The sequence below is a fragment of the Flavobacterium defluvii genome (assembly GCF_900129555.1).
GTDB lineage: Bacteria > Bacteroidota > Bacteroidia > Flavobacteriales > Flavobacteriaceae > Flavobacterium > Flavobacterium defluvii.
The window spans coordinates 125,378-149,952 of the sequence record NZ_FQWC01000010.1 but is presented as its reverse complement, the minus strand read 5'-3'; the positions used below and the strand labels follow the sequence as shown (position 1 = coordinate 149,952).

Annotated in this window: 15 protein-coding genes; 2 read left to right on the top strand and 13 right to left on the bottom strand. The window is 35.4% G+C overall.

The window, feature by feature from the left end:
• Positions 1 to 72: 72 nt before the first annotated feature.
• Both BUC29_RS18955 and BUC29_RS18950 read right to left on the bottom strand, forming a co-directional pair.
• Positions 73 to 483, bottom strand: coding sequence for an XdhC family protein (locus tag BUC29_RS18955; protein WP_244160853.1), 411 nt, complete (start codon positions 481 to 483; stop codon positions 73 to 75).
• Positions 484 to 613: 130 nt separating this feature from the next.
• A complete protein-coding gene (locus BUC29_RS18950; protein ID WP_073417786.1) occupies positions 614 to 1,099 on the bottom strand; it encodes a copper resistance protein NlpE N-terminal domain-containing protein in 486 nt (161 codons plus the stop codon).
• Positions 1,100 to 1,282: 183 nt separating this feature from the next.
• Here BUC29_RS18950 and BUC29_RS18945 point away from each other — a divergent pair, with 183 nt between their 5' ends.
• Positions 1,283 to 1,615, top strand: a complete 333-nt coding sequence (locus BUC29_RS18945; RefSeq protein WP_073417784.1) for a YegP family protein — start codon at positions 1,283 to 1,285, stop codon at positions 1,613 to 1,615.
• A 49-nt stretch (positions 1,616 to 1,664) separates the two neighbouring features.
• On the opposite strand, the gene BUC29_RS18940 is transcribed toward BUC29_RS18945, so the two are convergent.
• From BUC29_RS18940 to BUC29_RS18890, 11 genes are all read right to left on the bottom strand, one after another.
• A complete protein-coding gene (locus BUC29_RS18940) occupies positions 1,665 to 2,054 on the bottom strand; it encodes a helix-turn-helix transcriptional regulator (protein ID WP_073417782.1) in 390 nt (129 codons plus the stop codon).
• Between the two features lie 231 nt (positions 2,055 to 2,285).
• Positions 2,286 to 2,693, bottom strand: a complete 408-nt coding sequence (locus tag BUC29_RS18935; RefSeq protein ID WP_073417780.1) for a hypothetical protein — start codon at positions 2,691 to 2,693, stop codon at positions 2,286 to 2,288.
• Between the two features lie 307 nt (positions 2,694 to 3,000).
• Positions 3,001 to 4,932 (bottom strand): glycoside hydrolase family 43 protein, encoded by a 1,932-nt coding sequence (locus BUC29_RS18930; RefSeq protein ID WP_073417778.1) that lies wholly within the window; start codon positions 4,930 to 4,932, stop codon positions 3,001 to 3,003.
• Positions 4,932 to 6,302, bottom strand: a complete 1,371-nt coding sequence (locus tag BUC29_RS18925) for a glycoside hydrolase family 27 protein (RefSeq protein WP_073417776.1) — start codon at positions 6,300 to 6,302, stop codon at positions 4,932 to 4,934. The genes BUC29_RS18930 and BUC29_RS18925 overlap by 1 nt, the downstream gene beginning before the upstream one ends.
• 194 nt (positions 6,303 to 6,496) lie before the next feature.
• Positions 6,497 to 8,917 carry a glycoside hydrolase family 2 TIM barrel-domain containing protein gene (locus BUC29_RS18920; protein WP_073417774.1) on the bottom strand — a complete coding sequence of 807 codons (2,421 nt, stop codon included), beginning with the start codon at positions 8,915 to 8,917 and terminating at the stop codon, positions 6,497 to 6,499.
• Positions 8,918 to 9,086: 169 nt separating this feature from the next.
• Positions 9,087 to 10,673 (bottom strand): glycoside hydrolase, encoded by a 1,587-nt coding sequence (locus BUC29_RS18915; protein WP_073417772.1) that lies wholly within the window; start codon positions 10,671 to 10,673, stop codon positions 9,087 to 9,089.
• Between the two features lie 173 nt (positions 10,674 to 10,846).
• Complete coding sequence (locus BUC29_RS18910; protein WP_073417770.1) at positions 10,847 to 12,484, bottom strand: glycoside hydrolase; 1,638 nt, start codon at positions 12,482 to 12,484, stop codon at positions 10,847 to 10,849.
• Between the two features lies 1 nt (position 12,485).
• Complete coding sequence (locus tag BUC29_RS18905) at positions 12,486 to 14,087, bottom strand: RagB/SusD family nutrient uptake outer membrane protein (RefSeq protein WP_073417768.1); 1,602 nt, start codon at positions 14,085 to 14,087, stop codon at positions 12,486 to 12,488.
• A 12-nt stretch (positions 14,088 to 14,099) separates the two neighbouring features.
• On the bottom strand, positions 14,100 to 17,132 hold the full coding sequence (locus tag BUC29_RS18900) for a SusC/RagA family TonB-linked outer membrane protein (RefSeq protein ID WP_073417766.1): 3,033 nt from the start codon (positions 17,130 to 17,132) through the stop codon (positions 14,100 to 14,102).
• A 45-nt stretch (positions 17,133 to 17,177) separates the two neighbouring features.
• The gene (locus BUC29_RS18895; protein WP_073417764.1) at positions 17,178 to 18,572 is read right to left on the bottom strand and encodes a hypothetical protein; all 1,395 of its coding nucleotides are present in this window, start codon (positions 18,570 to 18,572) and stop codon (positions 17,178 to 17,180) included.
• Positions 18,573 to 19,219: 647 nt separating this feature from the next.
• Positions 19,220 to 23,260 carry a two-component regulator propeller domain-containing protein gene (locus BUC29_RS18890; RefSeq protein ID WP_244160851.1) on the bottom strand — a complete coding sequence of 1,347 codons (4,041 nt, stop codon included), beginning with the start codon at positions 23,258 to 23,260 and terminating at the stop codon, positions 19,220 to 19,222.
• Positions 23,261 to 23,570: 310 nt separating this feature from the next.
• On the opposite strand from BUC29_RS18890, the gene BUC29_RS18885 reads away from it, so the two are divergent.
• Complete coding sequence (locus tag BUC29_RS18885; RefSeq protein WP_073417762.1) at positions 23,571 to 24,494, top strand: helix-turn-helix domain-containing protein; 924 nt, start codon at positions 23,571 to 23,573, stop codon at positions 24,492 to 24,494.
• The last annotated feature ends 81 nt before the right edge of the window (positions 24,495 to 24,575 follow it).

Below are 24,575 nucleotides of genomic sequence, written 5' to 3'. Positions count from 1 at the left end.
TGAGTTACGCAAAAGTACAATTTAAAGTCATTTTACACAATTTATCACTAAATAAAACTAAAAAAATTTGTTTTACAACACAGAATCTTTTCTTTCTAATTCTAATTGCTTTAAAATTTGAATTGGATTGTTTGACAGTTGTTCATCAATAAATTCAAATAAAATATGAACAATTCCGTTGCAGCCAAGCTGTAAGCCAAGCTCAATATCATCTTCATTATTAGTATTGTAGGTAATTAATTTGTTTTGTTTTTGATGAATGGCAAGCAGTGCTTTTCGCAAAGCATCGCCTTCCAGACATCCTCCGCTTATAGCGCCCGTGAGTTCGCCATCTTCTGTAACAAGCATTCTCGCTCCGGGCTGACGATATGATGAGCCTTCTACTTTAACAACGGTTGCCAAAGCTGCTTTTTTCCCTGTAGATTCTGCTTTAGAATATGCCTTTAAAATTTCGCTGATTTCCTTCATAAAATAAATAGACATCAATAAATTTTGAATTGATGTTTCGATAGTCTAAAAATAAAAAATATTCTAAACTTAAATGGATTTAGCTCATTTAAGTTTGGAATATTTTGGTTTTGATTCGAGTATTTTTTAAATTCTAAAACTGATTTTATTTTTTTAAATCTAAAGTATAATTCAGTTTTGATTTAATTATTTTTTTATCTCTGTCGAGCATATAAATTTTTGTAGTATCTGAGCTAAGGTAACCATAATACAATTGTTTTTCTAAAGGTTTATCCCAATTTAAAATAAAAATGGTTCCGTTTGGATCGTTTTCCAAACCTCTTTCGGTATTAAAATTTCCCGTTTCAATAAATTCTTTTTCAGGCGATTTTCCTTTATAAATACTAGAAACTTCAAACTTTTGTTGTTCCATAGTTCCGTTTCCCTGGTAAATTTTAAGAACAGTTTGTATTCCGCTGCAATCTGCACAAGGCAGTAAACCTTCATAAACCAAAACATTTCCGCTTGTAGTTTTTTCTGTTTTTACAGCTGTAGAGTCTACTGAGGAAGACTTTGTTTCGTCTTGGTTTTTCTTTGAATTGCAAGATGCAAATTGAATTGCTATTGCTAATAAAACGAATAGGTTTTTCATAATCATTAATTTATTGCTTTTTCAAATATACCAAATTTTCTTACATTATAAAAAGACCCTTTTTAAAATTAATACTTAACAAACTCTAAACGATTATTTCTTACTGTAGTACTTTTTGTATTATGAAGTTTTGTATTTTTATCAATAGCAAAATATTGTATTTAACTAAAATAAAAAGACTAGATGGGAAAATTTGTAATTACTACGAGAGCCAATGGTGAGTTTCAATTTAATTTGAAAGCCGGTAACGGCCAGACCATTTTAACCAGCGAAGGCTACACAACAAAAGCTGCGGCTTTAAACGGAATTGAATCTGTAAAAACAAACTCGCAGGAAGACAGTCGTTATGACAGAAAAGAATCTGCAAGCGGAAAACCATACTTTACTTTAAAAGCTGGAAATGGCCAAATTATTGGTTCAAGCGAAATGTATGAAAGTACTTCGGCAAGAGATAATGGAATCGAATCTGTTAAAAAGAATGCTCCTGATGCTGATACTGATGATCAGACATCTTAATTACAAATTACATATAATTAAAAACGAGGTCCTTAAGACCTCGTTTTTTTTATAAGTGACCAAACTTTTTTTTGTATAGGTTTAGTTCTTCTTCTGTTTTATTTAAAAGTTTTTCGAGAAGCTTTATTTTATCTTCATAAAGCTCTTTTAAAGCTTCATCGTTGTTTGAATTTATTAATATGCTTCCGTTATTACTGTTTCCTTTTACGGTATTAATGTTGTTGAAATATCTTTGACTGTCAAAACTAATTATATCCTCGACGCTGACTTCTAAAATTCGGGCTATTTCTACTAATTTAACGTAGGATAAAATTGTTCTTCCTTTTTCAATTTTGCTATAACCTGCCTGTGTGACACCGAGTTGATCTGCCATATATTCCTGAGTATAATTTTTTAACTCTCTAATGCTTTTTATTTTATTTTTTATTGAAGTTGCCATAAGTTTGATTTGGGGAGGGGCGTGTATAGCTGAAACAGCCGCAACTAAACTTAGGGGGGCATTGCAGCTATATCTTTTATTTGGAATCAAAAAATCTGTTTTATCGTAGGTTGATAAGCCAGGTTTTTTATTTTTTTCTAATTATAATTATAAAACCATAAATCAGAGCAACAACCATAAAAATTAAATCGTTTTCTGAGATTTCATTCAATAGCTGATTCATTCTGATATTTAGTTTTGGGGATTTTTTAAAATTCGTTCGTATTCAAAATGTAAATACTGATCGATTTGTTTTCCGATTATTGGTCGGTCTAAAGCATTGATTTTTACTTTAGTTTCTTTTTTGTAAATGTCTTTTACAATGACAAAATAATCAAATTCGGTTTTATTATGAAACCGTAAAATAATGAGAAAAGTGTAGCAGAGTAAAGCTGGAATTACATAATACAACTCTGTTAATTTGGTAAAAATCATGCAGTAATAAGCTGAAGCTGTAACTGCGATAAAAGAGCTGTTTTCAAAAAGATAGGATTTCTTTTTTTTGAGCAGTCCGAGTTCTACAATTTCATTAAAACTGTACTGCCATTGTTTTGACCCGTACTGAAACTGTACCTGGTCCTGGGTGAGGAAAATGAACATAATAAATAAAAATTAAATCTTTTTAAAGAAAGCTTGGTGAGAGAGTTTCTTTAAAATTGTTTTCGGCTTAAATGAATGTATTAAGAAATGCTGCAGTGGTCAGCAGCACATCCTTTCGCAATATTACGCATAATCACCTTTTTTTTCTTACAAACCAGCTTATAGAATATAACCAGAGGTTGTAATTCAATCTAATTATAAATTTTTACTTATATTTTAATTAACCATTATAACGTTTTACTTACATTAAAAACCATGCAAAAAAGCCACTCCTTTTACGGAATGGCTTTAGAAAAAAAGCAAAAAATTATTTTAAACCTTCGACTCCGTTATGAGTTGGAATAACTTGTTTTATTGTTCCATCCGGATTAAAATCTAATTTATCAATACACACTTCACGATGAAATCCTCCGGCGTCTCCCATTTTTATTCCTGTTGGATATGAAAAACGATGATATGTTATAAACCATTCTTCTTTGTTTGGAATCTGCAATACCGAATTATGTCCTGTTGCATGAATCCCAGCTTCTGGTTTTCCCTGAATGACAATGTTATTTTTGGGAATTTCGATTGGTCCCAAAGGCGATTTTGAAGTTCCGTATCTCACTTTATAATTTGGACTTCTCGTATCGTCTTCACTCCACAAGAAATAATAAATTCCTTTTCTGTAAATTACATACGTTCCTTCGCGAAATGTGTCATCAACCGTAATTACTTTTGTGCTTTCCGGTTTTATCGAAATCATATCTGGATTTAATTCGGCGACAGCCATATAACCATTTCCCCAATACAAATAACTTTTCCCAGTTTTAGGATCTGTAAAAACATCCGGGTCAATTTCCTGACCTCCGTTAACTCCTGCCGGTCTTGCAGCAATTAATGCTTTTCCGCTGTCTTTAAATGGTCCGGTTGGATTGTCTGAAACGGCCACACCTATTTTTTGTGCCGCTGTGAAATAATAAAAATACTGGTATTTGCCTTTTATTTTTTTCTCTACAATACACGGCGCCCACGCATTTCGGTTTGCCCAGCTTACATCTTTTCTAAGATCGAGAATGATTCCTTCGTCTTTCCAATCAGTCAAATTATCGGATGAAAAGGTTTTAAAATAATTGCCCGACCAGCCGTCAAATCCGTCGCTTGTTGGATAGATATAATATTTTTTTGTTTTGTTTGAATACAGAATTTCAGGATCGGCATAATAACCTTCGAGAACTGGATTATTATTGATTTTTGGAAATTTCGCAGGTAATCCCCATTTATTAGTAATTCTTTTTAATTCAGAGCGTGTAATCGGTAAAATCGTTCCGTGACGCGGATTAAAATCCATAGAAATATCATTATCAATAACCTTGAAATTTTCTAAATCGGTAGTTTTTGTAAACTGATATCTTCCTTTTGTGTAAACATCATACATCAGAATATATTCATCTGAATTGTTGAGTTTGAAAACGCTCGAACCTTCGACACCGTGTTTTGTCTGCTGCAGATAATTATCATTTTCAGTCCATTTTCCTGAAGTTAAATCGGTTGTTGTGGCCACTTTTATTCCTGCCGTTTCGGTTTCTGTTTTATAGAAAAGATGGTAAACTCCGTCTTTTTCAATTATATCTCCGTCGATACAGGCTCTTTCTGATTTTGGAACAAATAATAATTTCGGAGCACTTTCTAAACCTGTGAAATCCTTATTCGCGTAAGCGTAATAAATTTTATCAGGACCTCCGGCATACTGCAGACTAAAATAAATTAAATACTTTCCGGCTTTGGTGTCATAAATTGTCTGCGGTGCCCAAACACGTTTTAGGTTTTCATTTCCGGGAAAAGTAGTTTGAATATTCACTACGCTGCTTTTCCAGTTTACTAAATCGGTGCTTTTTAGCAAAACCATCGCACGATTGCTATCCCAGCCTTTTGAAGAAGTCATATCGGTTAACACCATATAAAAGGTTTTTCCGTCTTCGCCGCGCAAAATATGCGGATCGCGAACGCCTCCGGTTGAACTGATTGTTTTGCTGTCTAAAACCGGTTTGTTATCATTAAGATGATAATAATGATAACCATCTGCACTTACGGCGAAACGAACTGCTTCTTCTTCAACAGAATTTCCTGTGAAATAAACAAATAAATAGGCTGTTAAATCTTTCTCGGCAATTGCGGGCGGAATTCCTTTTGTATTCTGGGCTTGTAAAAAATTAAAAATCGATAAAAATAATACAAGGCTAAACTGTGCTTTCTTCATTATTTTTTACTTTTTATTTGATATAAAACGGAACTGTGCGGTTTTAAATCGGCTGTAATTGTTGTTGATGTTGTTTTGGATTTTTCGTTTGTCCACATATTTAAAACTTCAGCAGAACCTGAAATTCCAAGATCAGAAAGATTTACTGAAACATTCTGAGACACTGAATCTGAAATATTAAACAAAGCCAGATAAATACTTCCGTCTTTTGCATTTTTTGAAGTCACGGCAATTTGCCCGTCTTTTTGGAAAAGCTGTTTTACGTCTGTGCTTTCGTTATGCATTTTTACGACATTTTTATTCGTCAATAATGATAATGTAAAAGCGTCGTTGCTTGGTAAATCTCCGCCAAAAAACAACGGTGATTTAAAAATATTGAAAAACGTAATCAGCGTATATTGCTCGTCTTTGGTTAAACGTGTCATTCGGTCTTCACCTCTTTCTCCTCTTATCGAAATTCGGCCAAGCGGAATCATATCACAGTCCGGCCATGTTCCCGGTGCGATATACGGATACCACTTTTGTGCAACATCCATTAAATGTGTAATATGCGGCCAAGTGTCCCAAACGTCGTCTACCATACGCCACATATTAGCGTGTGTGGTTACGTGTGGCGCGGCTTCAATTGGCGTTTCTCCAGGCGAAGTGCTTAAAACAATTTTACGTCCGCAGTTGTCGATCGCATTTCTGATTAAGTTGATTTCGCCTTCGTGATACGGTCTTGACAAATCATCAATTTTAATAAAATCTACGCCCCATTGTGCGTACAATTCAAAAATAGAATTATAATATTCCTGCGCTCCCGGTTTGTCTGCTACAACCGTATAATTATCTTTCAGCCATTCGCATTGCAAAGCTGTTGAATAAACCTGATCTGCCGTAATTCCGTTTGTGCCTTTTATAGGCAGTTTGTCTTCAACGGCTTTTTTTGGAATTCCGCGCATAATATGAATTCCGAATTTTAATCCTTTTTTATGAATATAATCTGCCAAAGGTTTAAATCCCTGTCCATTTTTTGCTGATGGAAAACGGTTTACAGCCGGCAAATATCTTCCGTATTGATCGATTACATAACGTGGATCTGTTTGGTTGTAACCTCCTGCTTTGTCGTTTTCTACAAACCAACGAATATCTACAACGACGTATTCCCAGCCAAATTGTTTTAGGTTCTTTGCCATATAATCGGCGTTGGCTTTTACTTCGTGTTCTTCAACAGTTGGCCCGTAACAATCCCAGCTGTTCCAGCCCATTGGCGGAGTTTGTGCCCATTGTTTGAATTCGTCTTTTTGGAAGGTTTTCTTTTGTGCATTGGCTGAAGTGGTAATTAAAACAACTCCTGCAAACAAAGCAGCTATATTTTTTATCTTCATATTTAATAAATGTAGATTACACATTTTAAATGTAATGAATTATTTTTAAACACATAGAAACATAGATTTCATTGCTTATCAAAGTCTACAGAAAGAAACCAGTTTCTAACACATAGCTTACTATGTTTTTTTGAAATAAGTGAAATACCTAATTTTTTATTCTCAAAATCAATGTTTCTATGTGTTTAAATTTTCTACTTAACGTTAATCGCAACTTCAACCGGTTTTAACCATTGACTAGTAAACGTAACTTTAATAGGCTGGGCTTCTCCAGTAGATTGAACGTATGCCGCAATATGTCCGTGAAATACACGCTGAACATTATCTGTATAGTCTGTCATGTCGCTGTTGTTTCCGGCTTCAAGTCCTAATAAAATTCCCGGGCCGTTTATCGTGCAGGTTACTTCGTTATCTGAAAGCATTACCGGAAGTCCGTTTTGATCTTTTACCTGAACCATTATTTTAGCAACGCCTTTGTCTTTTGAGATTGTTATATTTTTATCAGCAATCGTTAATTCAACTGGTTGCTGCGTTGATGTTATGTTGAATCTACTAACTTCTTTATCATCTTTGCTTAAGCCAATTACTTCTAATTTTCCTGAAGCAAAAGGAATATCCCAATAAATAATTCCGGTTTTTTCGTCGTAAGGTTTCGTTTCGCCCACTACTTTTCCGTTTAATTCTAAACGAGCTTTTGCAGCGTTTGTATAACAAACTACGCGTATTTTTTCTCCGTCTTTGTAGTTCCAGATTGCCCACGCATCTTTAGAAATATCTTTTTCATTTGTTAACGGATAAGTTCCAATATAAGCCATTGGTTTATCTGACCAAAGTGACTGACGGAAATATCCTCTCGGCTTGATAACGCCTGCAAAATCAACTAAACCAGAATAAAATCCTCTTGAAGGCCATCTTCCCGATTCTCCTAAATAATCAATTCCTGTCCATAAAAACTGTCCGAAAATATGTTTGTTGTTTTTTACAGCAAGCCAGGGTTCCATATCATGAACATTTTCACTACCGTAAATTACTCTTTTAGGATATTTCTCGTGATCGCTTTGGTATTTACTTTCTGTATAATTGTATCCTGTAATGTCTAAAGCGCCCGGATATTCGGTTTCGTTAGACATGGCAACTCCTGCTAAACCAGCCGTTGTTGGTCGTGATTTATCGTATTTTTTTACTGCGGCAACTAAACGTTTTGCAATGGCTCCAAGACGCATGGCATCCGGAGCATCTTTTTTGTAACCTCCATAAGCTGCTTGTCCAAAACCGTCTTTTCCTTTATCTAAAACCGGATGCGAATACGGATCGTTTGGATAATCAACTTCGTTACCAATACTCCATCCAAAAACAGATAAATGATTGCGGTCACGACGAACAAAATCTTCTAAATCTTTTTCTGCATATTCTGCAAAAATATCAAATGAACCTTCGAAGCCCGGAGTTCCGTAATTCCAGCCTTCAAGCCATTTTCGTTTTGGAAATTCCCATTCGTCATAAGCCTCATTTAAAACTAATAAGCCTAATTCATCACAAAGTTCATAGAAAACCGGAGCTTGCGGATTATGACTTGTACGAATGGCATTTACGCCAATTTCTTTTAATGTTTTTAATCTGGTTTCCCAAACTTCACGAGGTACTGCCGAACCTAAAACTCCGGCATCGTGATGCAGACAAACGCCTTTCATTTTCATCCATTTTCCATTCAACGCAAAACCATTATTGGGATCGAAAGTAAAAGTTCTAAAGCCTGTTTTGGTTACGGTTTGATCGATTTGTTTTCCATCTTTTAAAACCGTTGTTTTAAGCTGATATAAATTCGGGTTTTCCAAATCCCAGATTTGTGGATTTTTCACGTTTAATTTGGTCGAAATTTTTCCGTTTTGATTTGCTGCAACCTCAACTTTTGAAGAAGATTTTGCAACCGATTTTCCATCTTTCGAAATCAATTCATTTACAACCGTAAGACTTGATTTTGAAGCTGAACCGTTTTCTACATCAACCTCAACATTTAAAGTTCCCGTTCCGTTTTTCACTTCTGGATAAGCATAAACGCCCCATTGTCCGATATGAACCGGATTTGCGTATACCAGCCAGACATTTCTGTAAATTCCTGAACCAGTGTACCAGCGTGAATCGGCACTTTGACTGTGATCTACGCGAACAGAAATGGTATTTTCTCCTCCAAATTTTACATATTGTGTAGCATCATAAGCAAATGAAATATAACCATTTGGACGTTTTCCTAAAGAATGTCCGTTGATAAAAACTTCACTTCTGTTGTAAACGCCTTCAAAGTATAAATAGACTTTTTCGCCGCTTTTGCTCTGCGGAATATTGATTGATTTTCTGTACCAAGCAATTCCACCCGGTAAGTATCCTTGACAGCTTGCCAGCGTTGGGCTTAATTGTCCTTTTACGCTCCAGTCGTGCGGAACGTTTACTGACTGCCATTTGCTGTCGTCAAAACTTGTATTTTTTGCATCTGGAGTTTCCTGAAGATTGAATTTCCAGTTGTCGTTTATTTTTTGTGAATCTCCAAATGATATTTGGCTGAATGCCGATATACATGAGAAGAGAAATACGGGTAATATGATTTTTTTTCTAAACATTTTTTTAAAGGTGCTATGGTGCTGAGATGCTAAGGTTCTAAGTTTTTTGTTTCAGGTTTCAGGTTTTAAGCTGAACTTGAAAATTGGAACGTTCCTTCGACTTCGCTCAGGATGACATTCGTTTGTCAGGCTGAGCGAAGTCGAAGCTTCGTTATACAAATCCGAAACTCTAATATTGAAGTTCTCCAACGAAAGTCACTACTGATCTTGCCGGAATCTCAAGATTATCTATTTTCTGAACATTATTTCTTTTTAAGTTTGAATTTTCAGATGTTACGTAAGGCGTTAATTCATTGTTTTTTAACGTTCCTTTTGATAATTCGAACTTGTATTTTTGAGCAGATTTTCCGCAGTTTACGGCCACTACAATTAGTTTTTTATTTTGAACATCTTTGTAAGCCGTCAGCATTACATCGTTTGCTGCATCTTGTTCATTTTGGTTTGGAATATCAATTCTCTGCATTCCGGGACGTACAAAAAGAGAATAATTTCCTAAAGCCCAAAGCAGTTTTGAATCGTGAAATTCTCCGTCGTTTCTAACATAATTAGGTTCAGTTCCTCCGTTACTTTTTCCATCATCCAAATAAATTAAACCGTCTTTGTAATCTACTCGCGTTATAGATGTCCACCATTGCCATGAAGCGGCGTTGGCAACAGCAATATCGTTGTGAATTAAACGTGCAACAAATAAAGCAGTCTGCATTCCTAAATCTCTTCCTCCGCCCGAACCGCCCGGGATTTCATTTTCTCCCGGATTTTCTAAAATACAGTATTCAGACTGCCAATATTTTAATCCCGGATTTTGTTTGATGCTTGCTGCTATTAATTTTCGGCTCAAAACCTGTTTGTCGATTGGCCAAGTTGTAAAATAGCTGTGACCCAAAATGACATTTTTTACATTGGGAAATTTTGAAATGTTGGTCTTTGTTTTTCCGAAGAAATAATCGATTTGATTGTCTCGTTTTTCGGCATTTACATTTTCATATAAATAGTTGATTTGTCCAGCTTCTGCAATTACAATTTCGGTGCTCATTTTATTGGCTTTGAGCTTTTCCGAAAGTGATTTTGTTAAAGCATAGATTTCGTCGTTTGTTGCTGGTGTTCCTTCCTGACTGTTTGTAGTTCCGTTATTCGACATCCATTCCCATTGCGGCTCGTTTATCGGACTTACATAATCGAATTTGATTCCTTCTTTTTTTTCCAATCCCTGAATACTTTGAACTAAGAAATCGGCAAATTTTGGAATTGCACCATCTTTTAGATTCAGTTTATTCTTTTGAGAGGCAAAAGATAATCCGTTATTGGTCATAGAAACCGGCGGACTATTTGTAAAAATCAGGAACTTTTCAACTCCTCTTTTCTTTGCGGCTTGTAAAAACCATCTTTGCCCTTCTTGTTTGGAAAAATCGTAAGTTCCATCGGCATTCAAAAAACATTCACTTCTTCTCCATTCGTCAGAAACTTTACTGTTTTCGCCTTGTTCTGCACTTCCTGCGCCAAGATTAAATCTCCAGATCGAAAGTCCAATTCCTTTTGGATTTCCTTCAGCATCGATTTCTTTACTGAAAAGTAAATCGGCAATGGCATTCTTTTTTTGCTCTGGCCAATTTTTCCCCACAAACTGAGTTCTCCAGGCATCTGAACCTCCAAAACCGTCCATGGTTTGTACAACATTATCTGTGCTGATGGTAACGGTTCGCTGTGCAAATGACAGCGAACTTGTTATCAATAAAAGCGAGATATATATTTTTCTCATTTATATTTTTGTTTTCAATTATTCTCAAACTTGTCATTTCGACGAAGGAGAAATCTACGCAAGTAACTCCGTAATCTAAATCTCCAATCTTTGGCGAGCTACTCGCGGAGATCCCTCGTTCCTCGGGATGACAAGATTGTAGTAAACCTTTGTTACTTTATCTCTTTGAACCTTTATTTATACGTCCCTACATAAGTCACAACTGCCCTTGCCGGAATTTCAAATCCCGCCGCATCAACTGCAGTTCCTTTTTTCAGACTCAAAGTTTCAGAAGTTGTATAAGGTGTTAATTTACCATCAACTAAAGCTCCTCCGCCAAGATTTAATTTATAGGCTTTCGCCGATTTGCTGATGTTAACTGCAACTACAACTAGTTTTTTATTTGCTGCATCTTTATATGCGGTTACCATTACATCATTCACGGAAGTGGCATTATCTACACTCGGAATTTGCACTCTAACCATTCCAGGTTTTACGAAAAATGAAAAATTTCCTAAAGCCCAAAGCGTTTTTGAATCTCTTATATAACCATCGTTTTTACAATAATCTGCATTTCCTGCTCCGTTACTGGCACCATCATCTACGTGAATTAATCCGTCTTTGTAATCGCCGCGGCTAATGGCTGTCCACCATTGCCATGAAGTAACGCCGCCAACTGCAATATCTGTATTTATAATTCTTGCTGTCCAAAGTGCCAGAGACATTCCTAAATCTCTTCCAGCTCCTGCTCCGCCTGGTAATTCCGCAGTTCCGGGACTTTCAAGAACACAATATTCTGATGACCAAAGGCTGATATTTCCTGCAGCCTGAACTCTCGAAGCAGCTAATTGTCTTGAAGAAACCATTTCGTTTAACGGCCATGCCTGCCAGTAACTGTGTGCAGAAATGGTTTTCTTTACATTGCTTAATCCGCTGATTTTTTTGGCTGAATTGGCTCCAAAGAAATAATCAACCTGGTTGGATCTGCTTTCTTTTCCTGAAACGGTTTTATATAGCGGTTCATAAGCTCCAGCTTCTCCAACCACAATCTGAGCTTCTAATCCTTTTGACTGCAATTTTGGAGATAATGTATTTACAAAACTGTAAATATTAGCATTCGTTGCCGGAGAACCTTCCTGATTTGTTCCGTCCCATTCGTATTGCGGCTCATTAAACGGACTGACATAATCGATTGTTAAGCCTTGTTCAGTTTTTAATTTATCTAAAGAGTTTACCCAGAAATCAGCCAGATCAGGCATTTTTCCATCTTTTAAATTGTAAAATTCTTTGATGGTCGCGTGTGCTTTTCCGTTTTGAGTTAAATACACCGGAGCACTGTTGGCGAAAGCCAATAATTTTTCTACGCCGCGTTCTTTGGCCGCTTTCATAAACCAAACCTGTCCGGCTTGTTTGTTCATGTTATAATTTACACCATCTGTTGTAAAACATTCTGTACGTCTCCATTCATCGGTAATATCGCTGGCATCACCTTGTTCTGCACTTCCAGCGCCAAGATTAAAACGCCATAATGATAATCCGATTCCTTTTGGGTTTCCATCGGCATCAAAATCTTTACTGAACAATAAATCGGCTATTTTATTTCTTTTATCTGAAGGCCAGTTTTTCCCAATAAAATTACACTGCCACGCATCTGAAGCTCCGAAACTTTCCATTGTTTGGAGATTGGCGTCCAGATTAATTTTTAATTCCGTAACTGCAGCTTCTGAATTTGAATTTCCATTATTTTCAGAATCACAGCTAACGAAAAAAGTGTTTGCGAAAAGCAAGCCTGCACACAGCAGACTTACCTTATTTTGTGTTTTAAACTTCATCTTAATAACCAGGATTTTGTTTGATTAAACCGTTGCTTAAGTCGATTTCTAATTGCGGAATTGGCCACAATAAATGTTTCGCCGGATCAAAATTGATTCCTTTATCCTGAGATTCTCTTGTATTTGTAGTTTCATACGGATCTGTAGAATTCAGATTGTATTGTACAAAAGTTCCGTTTGGTCCCATTAAAGATTCGATTACCGGTCTTCCTGTTGTTGGATCTTTTTCACGACGAATATCAAATAAACGTAATCCTTCAAAAGCTAATTCTAAACGGCGCTCTTTGTAAATTTGTCTTAAAAGAGTTGGCCCTGAAATTCCTGTTTTTGGTGCTAACTGAACACGAGCTCTAATGATATTAATATCTGCCAAAGCATCGCCGCCTGTATGATAATTGGCTTCTGCCCTTGTTAAATACATTTCTGCCAGACGAATCAACGGAATGTTTAATGGTAAGTGTCCGTCTTTTTTGTCTAAAGCACGACGTGTAGCAATCGGAATATAATATTTGCGGCAGATACGTCCTGATTTATTATCATTTAAACTGAATTTGTGTGTTGGGTTTAAAACCTCATCTCCATAAGCGGCTTCTCCCCATTTTGTGATGGTGCTTTTGCGGCGAATTTCATCATTTTCAGATAAATAAGCGTTTTCTAAATCGCTGGTTGGCATACACCATCCCCAACCGTCTAATACGTCCTGAGCGTCATTACTCGGGAAATATTTTTTGTCTTCGCCTCTTGCACCTGCCAAAGTTGGTAAAGCGGCTCCTAACGATTTATCTTGTACAGATGAAGATTGTGCTTCAAGAATTGATTCTACTCCGTTGTGGTTATTTACATTCCAGATATTTAAGAAGTTAGCTTCTAATTGAAAAGGTCCTTCTGTAATTACTTTATTTGAATATAATTTGGCATCGGCCCATTTTTCCTGAAATAAAGTTACACGGGCCAATAAGGCGTAAGCAGCCCATTTGTTTATTCTTCCGTCTTTTTTTACCGGTGCGCTTTCTAATCTTGATGCAGCTTCTTTTAAATCGGCTTCGATTTGAGCATAAACTTCTGCCGCAGAACTGCGCTGTAACGTCAAATCGCCTGTTCCTAAAGATTTTGTGTACAACGGAACTCCGCCAAAAAGATTGACTAATTCGTAATAACAGTAAGCACGAACGAATAATGATTCTCCCATGTATTGATTTCGCTGTGCTTCGGTAATAGGCGAATTTGCCATTTTCTCTAAACCAATATTTGCTGACTGAATAGTGTAAAAATGAGCCGTATAAATGCTGTTCATATCTCCCATATTATCTGGCGTAATGATATATTGCGAACAAGGTCTGTGTGCAGAATTATCCTGTCCTGTGTTTCCCATCCAGGCATCATCTGTTGCCATTTCGTTGGTAACTCTCGGCGCTGTTAATGTCCACCAGTCTTTTGCTAATAATAAACGCTGAGTTAATTCATTAGCATAATTTTCGCATTCCTGCGCAGTTTGAAAATAGTTTTCTAAAGTCTGCGTTCCTCTTTCTTCTTTTTCGATAAAATCGTCACAAGAAACTGTAAATGCCGCTAAAGCTATTATAGATACTAGTATTTTTTTCATGATCGTTTTGTATTAAAATGCAACATTAAGACCCATCAGAATTGTTGGCTGTACCGGATAATTCCATCCTCCAAAACCTGATCCTTTTACTCTGTCTCCCGTATTAGGATCTCCTCCGGCAACTTCAGGATCAACTCCTGTATAGTTTGTCCATGTCCATAAATTTTGTCCTGATAATGATATTCTCAGTTTATCTAAACCAAATTTGTTGTAAAATGAATAACCTAACTGAAGGTTTTTCATGCGTACGAAAGAACCGTCTTCTACATAAAGAGATGAGAATTTCGTAAAGTTCTCGTTGTTATCGTCTTTTGATAAACGCGGAACATAGTTTGAAGTTCCTTCTCCGTGCCATGCCATTTGTTCTAATCCGCTTACTTTGTTGGTTAAACTTGCACCGTTGTATAAATCTGAAATATTTTGGTTTACAATATCATTTCCAATACTTGAGTAAAAGTTTGCTATTAAATCAAAGTTTTTGTAACCAAAATTCAAATTCAAACCTATTGTATAATCTGCCCATGGAGAACCAATTTTTGTTCTGTCTTTATCATCCAGTTTTCCATCGCCGTTTACATCTTTAAAACGAATATCTCCAAGCTTTGCATAAGGCTGTAATTTTGTTCCGTGTTCATCAGTATGAGAATTTAATTCTGTTTGATTTTGGAATAAACCATCCGCAACATATCCGTAGAAATATCCCGGTTCTTCGCCTTTTACTGTTAAAGTTCTGTTGCTTGCGCCGTATAGTTTTTCTCCATCAGAAGATAAAGACAGCATTTCTACATTTACAGTTGTAAAAGTTAAATCTGCTCCATACGAGAAATCGCCTTTTTTATCTTTATACGAAATCAATAAATCGATACCGCTTGACTGCATTGAGCCCACGTTTGTCCACATGGTAGAATATCCGGGAAATCCGCTGTAAGTAGGAAATTGTTTTAAGAATAACATATCGTGTGTTTTCTTTTGATAGTATTCTAACGATCCTGAAAGTTTGTTTTTCCATAATCCGAAATCAATCCCAAAACTCACATCTTCTACCGTTTCCCATTTAATATCTTTATTTGCCATTGAAGAAGGATAAGAAGTATCGACAACCTGTCCGTCTATTACATAAAATCCCTGCCCAATATTAGACTGATAAACCGCACTTGGTAAATTTTGGTTTCCTACTTTTCCCCATCCCGCTCTAAATCTTAAATCGCTTAAAACATCTTTTGTTTTCTCCATAAAACCTTCGTTTAAAATTCTCCAGGAAACTGATGCCGAAGGGAAATTTGCCCATTTATTATTGGCCATGAATTTTGAAGATCCGTCACGTCTGAATGTTCCGGTGAAATAATATTTTCCGTCGTAGTTATAAGAAAAACGAGAGATATAAGACATTAATGAACTTGACCAGCTGTTTCCGCCGCTGTTTCTGTTTTTGGTTGCAGCGTTTAGTTCTCTCATCGATTCAGAGTTGTTAGGCACACCTTCTCCATAACCCCAAACATCGTTTCCGTTGTATTCTTCCATTGTATTACCAATCATTAAAGAGGCGTTGTGTTTTTCGGCAAATGTTTTAGTGTATGTTGCTGTATTCTGCCAGGTCCAGTCTACATTATTTGTTGCTCTTCTTTCGATCGTATTTATTTCTGCTTTTTCGTGTGCGGCGTCGATTACGAAATCTGGGGTAAATTTGCTCCAGATTTTATCTCCAACCTCTACAGAAGCCTGTGTACGAATTACTAAACCTTTTATGGGTTCGTATTGTAAATATCCGTTTGTGTTTAAATTATATTGATCTGTATAATCATCATAACGTTTTACGGCTGCAACAGGATTCCATATATACGATGGTGAACGTGCATAAATACTGTATTCGTTTTCTAATCCTGTTAACTGATCGGCAGGTTTGTAAATTGGCGTAATAGGATCAATTTTGTCAAAATCTGCCCAGTTGCCCGGAGCTCCCCAAGTTTCGTAACGCGGGTTTAAAGTAATTCCTGCAGAGAATTTATCTGTAAATTTAAAATCATTGGCAATTCTCATCGTTACTCTTTCCCAGCCGCCTACGCCGTACATAGAATCTGAATTGTAATAATTTATGCTTGCTGCATAAGTGTGTTTGTCTGATCCTCCGCTTACGCCAAAAGAAGCATTTGTAACAGGCGTTCCGGTTCTAATTCCTGCTCTCCACCAGTCTGTTGTTTTTCCTTTGTATTGAGAAGGATTTGGCAGATAATCTGAATATCCGGAATTGTTGTAAGCTGTATTCATGATTGTCGCATAACTTTCGGCGTCGGCCATATTATAGGGATTATTCATGATCTGCATACCTGAACTTAAGTCAAAATTGAATCTTGCTTTTCCAACTTTTCCTTTTTTAGTCGTAATCAAAATAACTCCGTTTGAGGCACGTGAACCGTAAATTGCACTTGCCGAAGCATCTTTTAAAACTTCCATCGATTCAATCTCATTATTGCTCAAGAAATTGATGCTCGTTCCCATCGGAATTCCGTCCACAACATATAGCGGATCTGTACTTAAGTTTACTGTAGAAATTCCACGAATTAAAACTCTTGGCTGCGCGCCCGGACCACCTTGACCTGTAACCTGAACTCCGGAAACTTTTCCCTGCAAAGATTCTGTTACATTGCCAACTGTCATCGTTTGTAATTCTTTTCCTTTTATAGAAGAAATTGAACTTGTTACATCGCTCTTTTTTACAGCGGCATAACCTACAACAACAATCTCGTCCAGGGCCTGACTTGATTCCTGAAGTACAATATTTATTTCTGTTTTCTCAGCAATTGATACTGTCTGAGAAGTAAATCCAACAAATGAAAACTCGATCTGCGAACTTTTGTTAGGAACATTGATCACATAGTTTCCGTCGAAATCTGTTGCTGTCGATGTCGAAGTTCCTTTTACAATTACATTTACACCCGGAATTGGCACATTGGCTTTATCCTTAACGGTTCCTTTTATTTTTATTTGTCCAAATGATACAGCAGTACACAAAAGGGCAATAAAAAACCATATATATTTAAATTTCATATTAAGATGTTTTATTCATTAATGTTGTGAAAGTGTGATAACAAATTATTTTTTTGTTATAAAAACTCTCTCTAACTCTGTATCAAGAACTACTTTATAGACTCCGGCAGCAGCAGGATATTTAGCATTTCCGTTTTCGCCCGGTGACATGGTGCAAATACCATTTTTAATTAATCTCCAAGACGGATTCCACCATTGACCTGTAAAAGTCGCTTCCATAGTTCCTGTTAAGGTATATTCTCCCACTAATTGATAAGGGTTATTTGGATTATTTGCCAAATGCAATCCTGTTTGAACCCAAGCGGTCCATGTATCCCAATCTGCACCCTGAATTCCTCCGCCGCAAACACTCACAAAAGGTCGTCTTAAAGCTTCATCATCATGCCATAGTCCGTTAGCTATATTTGCCCAGACTTTGCTTGAAGGCGTGTATTTTGTGGCCGTATATTTTAAAGTATTTGGATTTACTTTGATAACATAATATCCTTTTGTTGGCAGAATAATTGGTGATGAATTAACATCATCTGCCAATTCACCGGAAGTATTTAAACCAAAACAATGCGGTGCAAAATCTGATTCCTGACCTAAGAAATAAATTTCTTTATTGTCTGAATCTGCATAATATTTGAATTCAAAATCCTGTCCGTTTTTCTCATGAAAATACATCGGTACTCCAACTGCATCTGTCGTAAGATTTGTTCCTTTTGGTTGATCGCATAGATAAATTGCCGGATATTCGTTTGTAGCAACAATATTTACGCTTAAACTTCCTGTGTTCGGAATTGCAAATTTGTCTTTTGCTGTAATTGTCAATACATAATCGGCAGCCGTTACTGGCAGCGTATACGTTTTATTGAATGTATACGATTGCGGTGAACCGGTTAACTGAACAGTTTCGTCGATACCAAGAGCATCACATTTTACCTGAACATAATCGATTCCTGAATCGTCGTTTACCACAAAAATTACAGGCATTTCGTTGCTTGTTGAAAGCAGGATTACAGCTCCTTCTTTTGGCGTAATCATTGTGATAGATGGTGCAGCAAATTCTCCGTCAAGACGTAAATTAATTTCTTCATTTACTTCATTTCCGGAAACGTCTGTAATAGTTAATTTTATTTTGAAAGATTCTGAAGTTCCTCTGTTTGCCGGAACTTCGAAGAAATAACTCAAATCGTATGATTTTAAAAGCGGGTCTGTTGCAAACGAAATTACTTTATCAAGAGATAATTCCGGAATTTGAATTTCGACACTTTTTAATCCTAAGTCGTCAGCCAGAGCGGCTTTGATTTCAAATTTTCGGCTTGGTGCACCATAAATTTCTTTTGTTGATACAACCACCGTAGGATCATCAGAACTTGGAAATTCTGATTCATTATTCTGACAACCGGTAAGAATGGCAAAAAAGGCAAGAAAAAATAAAAATAGATTTTTTTTCATTTTCTTAATTTTTAAGGTTTAGGTTTAGTTAGTTTGTCTTTGCTAAAAGCAAAAGTGGTTTAAAACGCGTAGGTTATTTTTTGAAGTTTTGTTATCTGTTTTTGAGGCAAAACTTACAGCAAATGATTATCTGGTTATTTTCATGTTAAGTTGAGTTTGGTTAATTGTTAGTATATTTTTTCTCTTTTTTTTCTTCTATAATCTTTCTTCTTAATAAGTTTTCCTGTTTGTTATTTAACCCGCAGTTTTTTACGCCGCGGGTATGATAAGTAATATTGTAAAAAACCAACTCTTACTTTAAGTTTAAAAAAGGCTCAATTTTTTAAACTGATAAAAAAACTTATCGAAACAAACACTTATTTAATAGTAATGTGACTAACTCATTACTATTACTGCAAAGAAATGTTTAATTAACACTTTTAAGGAGGGGTAAAATGGAAAAAAAAGGAGGTCAAAATTGCAATTAACCATTATTCAGGGTTAAAAATTACGAACTACAAAAAAATACCTGCATAATTTTAAACATTACATAATTATTATTTTTAACCGCTTTTGTAACTAAAACGTTTGAATTTATACAAAGAAAATACTGTATCTGTTACAAAAGAGTAAAGACAATGAGTAAAGATTGACATTTGGCGGATAATTTATTTGATAATATTAAGATCTGAGTTAAAAGAACTCTTGTATTTTTTTATGTATTCTGATGGCGTCATTCCAAAGAGTTTTACAAACTGCTGCCTGAAATATTTTGGGTCTTCAAAACCAACTTCGGCACTGGCCTGCGTAATATTCATATCTTCGGTAAGCATTAACATAGCTGCTCTTCGAATACGAACCGAACGTATAAAAGCATTTAAAGTCTGACCCGAAATAATTTTGATCTTGGTGTAAAGTGTTCTGTGGCTCATTCCCATTTCGAGCGCAAAGTTTTTAATTGTAAAATCTCTTTTATGAATATTGGCTTCGACAATCTCAATACATTTTTTTAGCATTTCCTGATATTCTACGGGAACTTTCTGCGTGTTTTCTTTTAATGTAATACTATCTAAAAAGTATGTTCGCAAGTTGCTTCGGTTTCGCAATAAAGATTCAACACGTGCTTTGAGAATATCATCATCAAAAGGTTTCATAATATAATCATCGGCACCGTCGTTTATTCCCTGTAAATGTGTTTCAGGATTTTTTGAAGCCGTAAGTAAAATTACCGGTATATGAGACAAGTCATTGCTTTCTTTAATTTTTCGGCACAATTCCAAACCGTCCATTTCTTCCATCGTAATATCGCTGATTACAAGATCCGGCATGTGTTTTTTAGTTAATTTTAAACCTTCTTCTCCATTTTCGGCACTGTAAACGATATAGTTTTCAGAGAATAATTTTATTAGATAAGCCCGGATTTCGGCATTATCATCAATAATTAAAACCGTCCGTTTTTCAGTAAGCATGATTTTTTGGAAATCACTTTCTGAAACTACAATATTTGCAGATGCATTATTTTCTTCGGCATCATCAATTATTAATTCATCAAATAACTGGCTTCTTTTTGGCGCTTCGTTTGTAATTTCAACATTTTCAAAATGAGAGTTTCCTTTGAGAAAAGTCAATTTAAAGATGCTTCCCTTTCCAATTTCACTTTCGCAGCTTACTTTTCCTTTGTGTTTGTCTACGAAATATTTGACAATAAAAAGTCCTATACCGAAACCAGTGCCTATTGAAACTTTTGAATTGATTTGTTTGAATTTTTCGAAAATAACTTCAATATCTTTTTTCTCGATTCCGTCACCATTATCAGCGATTTCAAGGAAAACTTCATTATCATTTTCTGTTACTATAAGATTTATTTCGCCGCCAACTGGCGTATATTTAAAAGCATTTGACATTAAATTGAATAACGAAATCTCAATTTTTTCATAATCGCCTATAATCACAATTTCGTGGTCCGGAATTGTAAAATTATAATCGATATTTTTATCTTTTGCCTGATTTACAAAACATTGAAAAACTTCGTTACAAAGGCTATTTACATTTATTGGAGATAAACGAAGCGAATCGGCATCATTTTCTGCTTTTCTAAAAAGTAAAAGCTGATCTACCAAACTTAAAAGTCTTCTGGCATTACGGTGTGCAATAGCCAAATCACTACCCGAAGAACCATTTTGAACATTTTCTTTCTGAACCGCTTTTTTCAGCGGATTTATTATCAGCGAAAGCGGCGTTCTAAATTCATGCGAAATATAAGTAAACATTGACGATTGCTTTTCGGCGATTTCTTTTTCTTTCTTGCTTTCCAGTTCGGCAATTTTTACTTTATACTTTAATCTCTCTTTGTTTTTATGATAATCCAGATAAAGAAAAAGAATTCCTCCAATTGCAGCTAAATAAAGCGTGTAAGCCCACCAGGTTCTGTACCACGGCGGCAAAACCTGAATCGAAACGAGGCTGACTTCATTATTCCAGCCGCCTTTAAAATTGGTTGTTTTTACTTTAAAAGTATATTTCCCTTCGGGAAGTCTTGAGTAATTTGCTTTTCGGGCCTGCCCCACATAATTCCATTGTTCGTCCCAGCCGTCTAAAAAATAAGCATAATTTATTTTATCGGCATTATTATAATCCAGAGCCACAAATTCTAACGATAATGCGGTTTGATCATATGCCAGTTCAACTTCTTTACCCTTTTCAGCATCTGTTGTAACTTCGACTTTACTCTCTTCAATTGGCTGATTGTTGACATAAAAATCAGTCAGTAAAACATTGTTTCTCTGGTTGAATCCTTTTATCGCTTGGGGAAAAAAGATGTTGAAACCGTTTATGCCGCCAAAAAGAAATTCTCCGGTTGACAACTGAAGTCCGGCATTAAAACTAAACTGATTACTTTGAAGTCCGTCGTTTACAGAAAAATTACGAAAGGTTTTTCTTTTTTTATCAAATCGACAAACGCCATTATAGGTACTCATCCAAAGATTTTCTTCTTTATCTTCCAGTAATCTTAAAATAGTATTGGATGGAAGCCCATCATCTGTTGTAAACCTTTTAAATTTATTCGTTTTTCTGTCAAACAAAAGTAAACCGCCTTCCTGCGTTCCCAGCCAAAGATTTTTGTCTTTATCTTCATGAATACAACGAACAGGATTTCCAATTAAAGTTTTAGTTATCTTTTTAGTATTTTTTTCGATTGAAAATAACGAAGTGTAATTTCCGCCCCAAAGTTTTCCGTCACTCGTTTCTGTGATGGATTGCAGATTGGTAATATTTTTATCAAAAAGCACAAAATTGTTTTGCGTTCTGTCAAAAAGATACAAAGCGCCTTCGTTAGTCGCGCTTGCCCAAATATTAGCTTTCGAATCTTTAAAAACAAACCAAATGTTTTTCTCAACTTGTTTAGTATATGGATTATAACAAGAGAATTTCGTTACCGAATTACTTTGTTTATTGATTCGATTTACACCGCCAGCCCATGTAGAAAGCCAGATATCATTATTAGTATCTCGTATTATTCCCGTAATAAAACTGCTTGAAAGTGCATTGCTGTAGTTTATATAAGTGTTATTTTTTCGATCCCAATATTTTAAACCGGCACCGTCTGTACCAACCCATAAATTCTTTTTTTCATCTTCGCAAAAAGATAAAATAAAATTTTCGGCTGGATCATTTGCATTGTATCGAATACTCTTAAAATATTTTGGCGTATTGCTGAGCATACTAATTCCGCCTCGTAAAGAACCAAACCATTTATTACCTGATTTATCTTCGTACAAACTCCAAACCGAATTACTTTTTGCCAGTTGATTATTTTTAACCGAATTATATGGCACCGCTTTTTTATTGTTTCCAATAACCTGAAAAATTCCGCAGCCATCTGTTGTTAGCCAGATTTCTCCTTTTTTATCTACGAGAATATCGGTAACACTACATTTGTTTGAAAAATAATTTTGAGAAAGAGTTCCGGTTTTGGTATTAAACAGAAAAAGTCCCTCGTCGGTTCCAAACCAAAGATTTCCTTCTGAAGAAAGTTTCATCGCTTTTAAGCCAATAGAAAGCGGAAAAACAACTTGCAGCTTTTGTGAATTATAAGTGTAATTACAAAGCCCGACATTTCGAATATAAACCCAGCTGCCCGATTTATTTTTATTTTCCTGAATGGCTATCGCATCGTAATTATTAACGTTTATTTGATTTCCTAAAACCGTAAGCGGAATTGGTTTCCCTACAAATGAACCATTTTCGAAAGCGACTAATCCTAAGTTTTGAGAAGCAATTAAAAATAATTTATCAGAAACCGAGCGCATCTGATGCACAATATCTTTTAAGGTTTTTGTTTTTCTATCTGGAGAAGAATATTCGACTGCGTGAAATGTTGCCGAAGTTTTGTTGTAAATGCAGACTCCGTTATTTCCTCCAACCCAAATATTATTTCTCGAATCACCTTCGATATTATAAATCGCATTAAACAACAATGATTTTGGATCGTTTATCCGGTTTCTAAAAACTTTAAAACTATAGCCGTCATATCGGTTTAAACCATCGTATGTTCCAAACCACATAAAACCTTCGCTGTCCTGAAATATCGTTGTTATGGAATTATTTGATAATCCGTCTGATATATCCAGAAACTTAACCGGATAATCTTGCGAATATCCCAAAAAAGAAAATCCAAACAGGAAAAGATATAAAACAAAATGCTTCAAAGTGTAATTTTTAAAATACTTGTAAAAAATACAATTATAAGCTAATTTGGTAGTATTTTACAAAAATCACTATATAAAAGTCATATTTCCGTTTTTGTTTATAGGATTTTATCGATGTTATTTTCTTTTAATAAAGGTATACCTAATAATTTTTGCCCTTACGAAGAACAAAGCAGTATCACTAAACATTGATTTAGTAAATAAAATTGCTTTGTTTCTCTCAATAATTTCAATCTGTGCGAATCTGTTCTATATGTAAAATCCTTGAGCCAAATTTTTTTCGTATATTTGAATTTTACAATTCACAAATATGAAATCCCTAAATTCATTTTATCAGGATATTACCGAAGGATCAACTGTTGAACTTAATTCATTACTGCCAAATGATATTCAAAAAGAAATTGGCCACTTTAATGTTTTTGATATAAAAGAACTTTTAGAACGTTTACAAGGAAAATCTCCAATGCCTTATGACAGAAGAGCTTATTACAAAATAAGTTTAATAAAAGGCCACAATAGAGCGGAATATGCTGATAAAGTAATCGAAATAGAAAAGCAAGGATTATTATTTGCAACGCCAAAAATTCCGTACAATTATGTCCCGCAGGATACTAATCAGGGCGGACAGTTTTGTGTATTTACAAGTGAATTTTTATCGAAAAGTAAAAGCGGAATTGATCTGGACGAACTTCCTATTTTTGCTTCAGATGGTTATCCTATTTTTCAGTTATCAGATGAAGAGGTTCAGGAAGTCGCTTTGATTTTCAACAAAATACAAAAAGAAATTAATTCTGATTATATTTATAAATACGATTTAATCAGAAATTATGTGGCTGAACTGATTCACTTTGGACAAAAATTACAGCCCATTACAGCACTTTATTCTAAACACAATTCGGCGGCACGGGTTTCGTCTTTATTTGCTGAATTATTAGAAAGACAATTTCCTATAGAATCTCCGCGACAGCGATTGGAACTTAGAACTGCCAAAGATTTTGCCGCCAGATTGTCGGTACATGTCAATCATTTAAATAAAGTCTTAAAGGAAAATACCGGAAAAACAACAACAGAATTAATAAGCACGAGATTAACAAACGAGGCGAAAATCCTTTTAAAACAAACCGACTGGAATATTTCTGAAATTGCTTATTCACTTGGTTTTGAAGAATTAGCGCATTTTTCTAACTTTTTCAAAAAGCAAACTTCTTTAACACCGATTGCTTTTAGGAGTTAATTTTAGATTGCTGATTTTAGATTGTAGATTGTAGATTACCGCAAAGCTTGTCCTCCTGAGCGGAGTCGAGGGATCGCATGC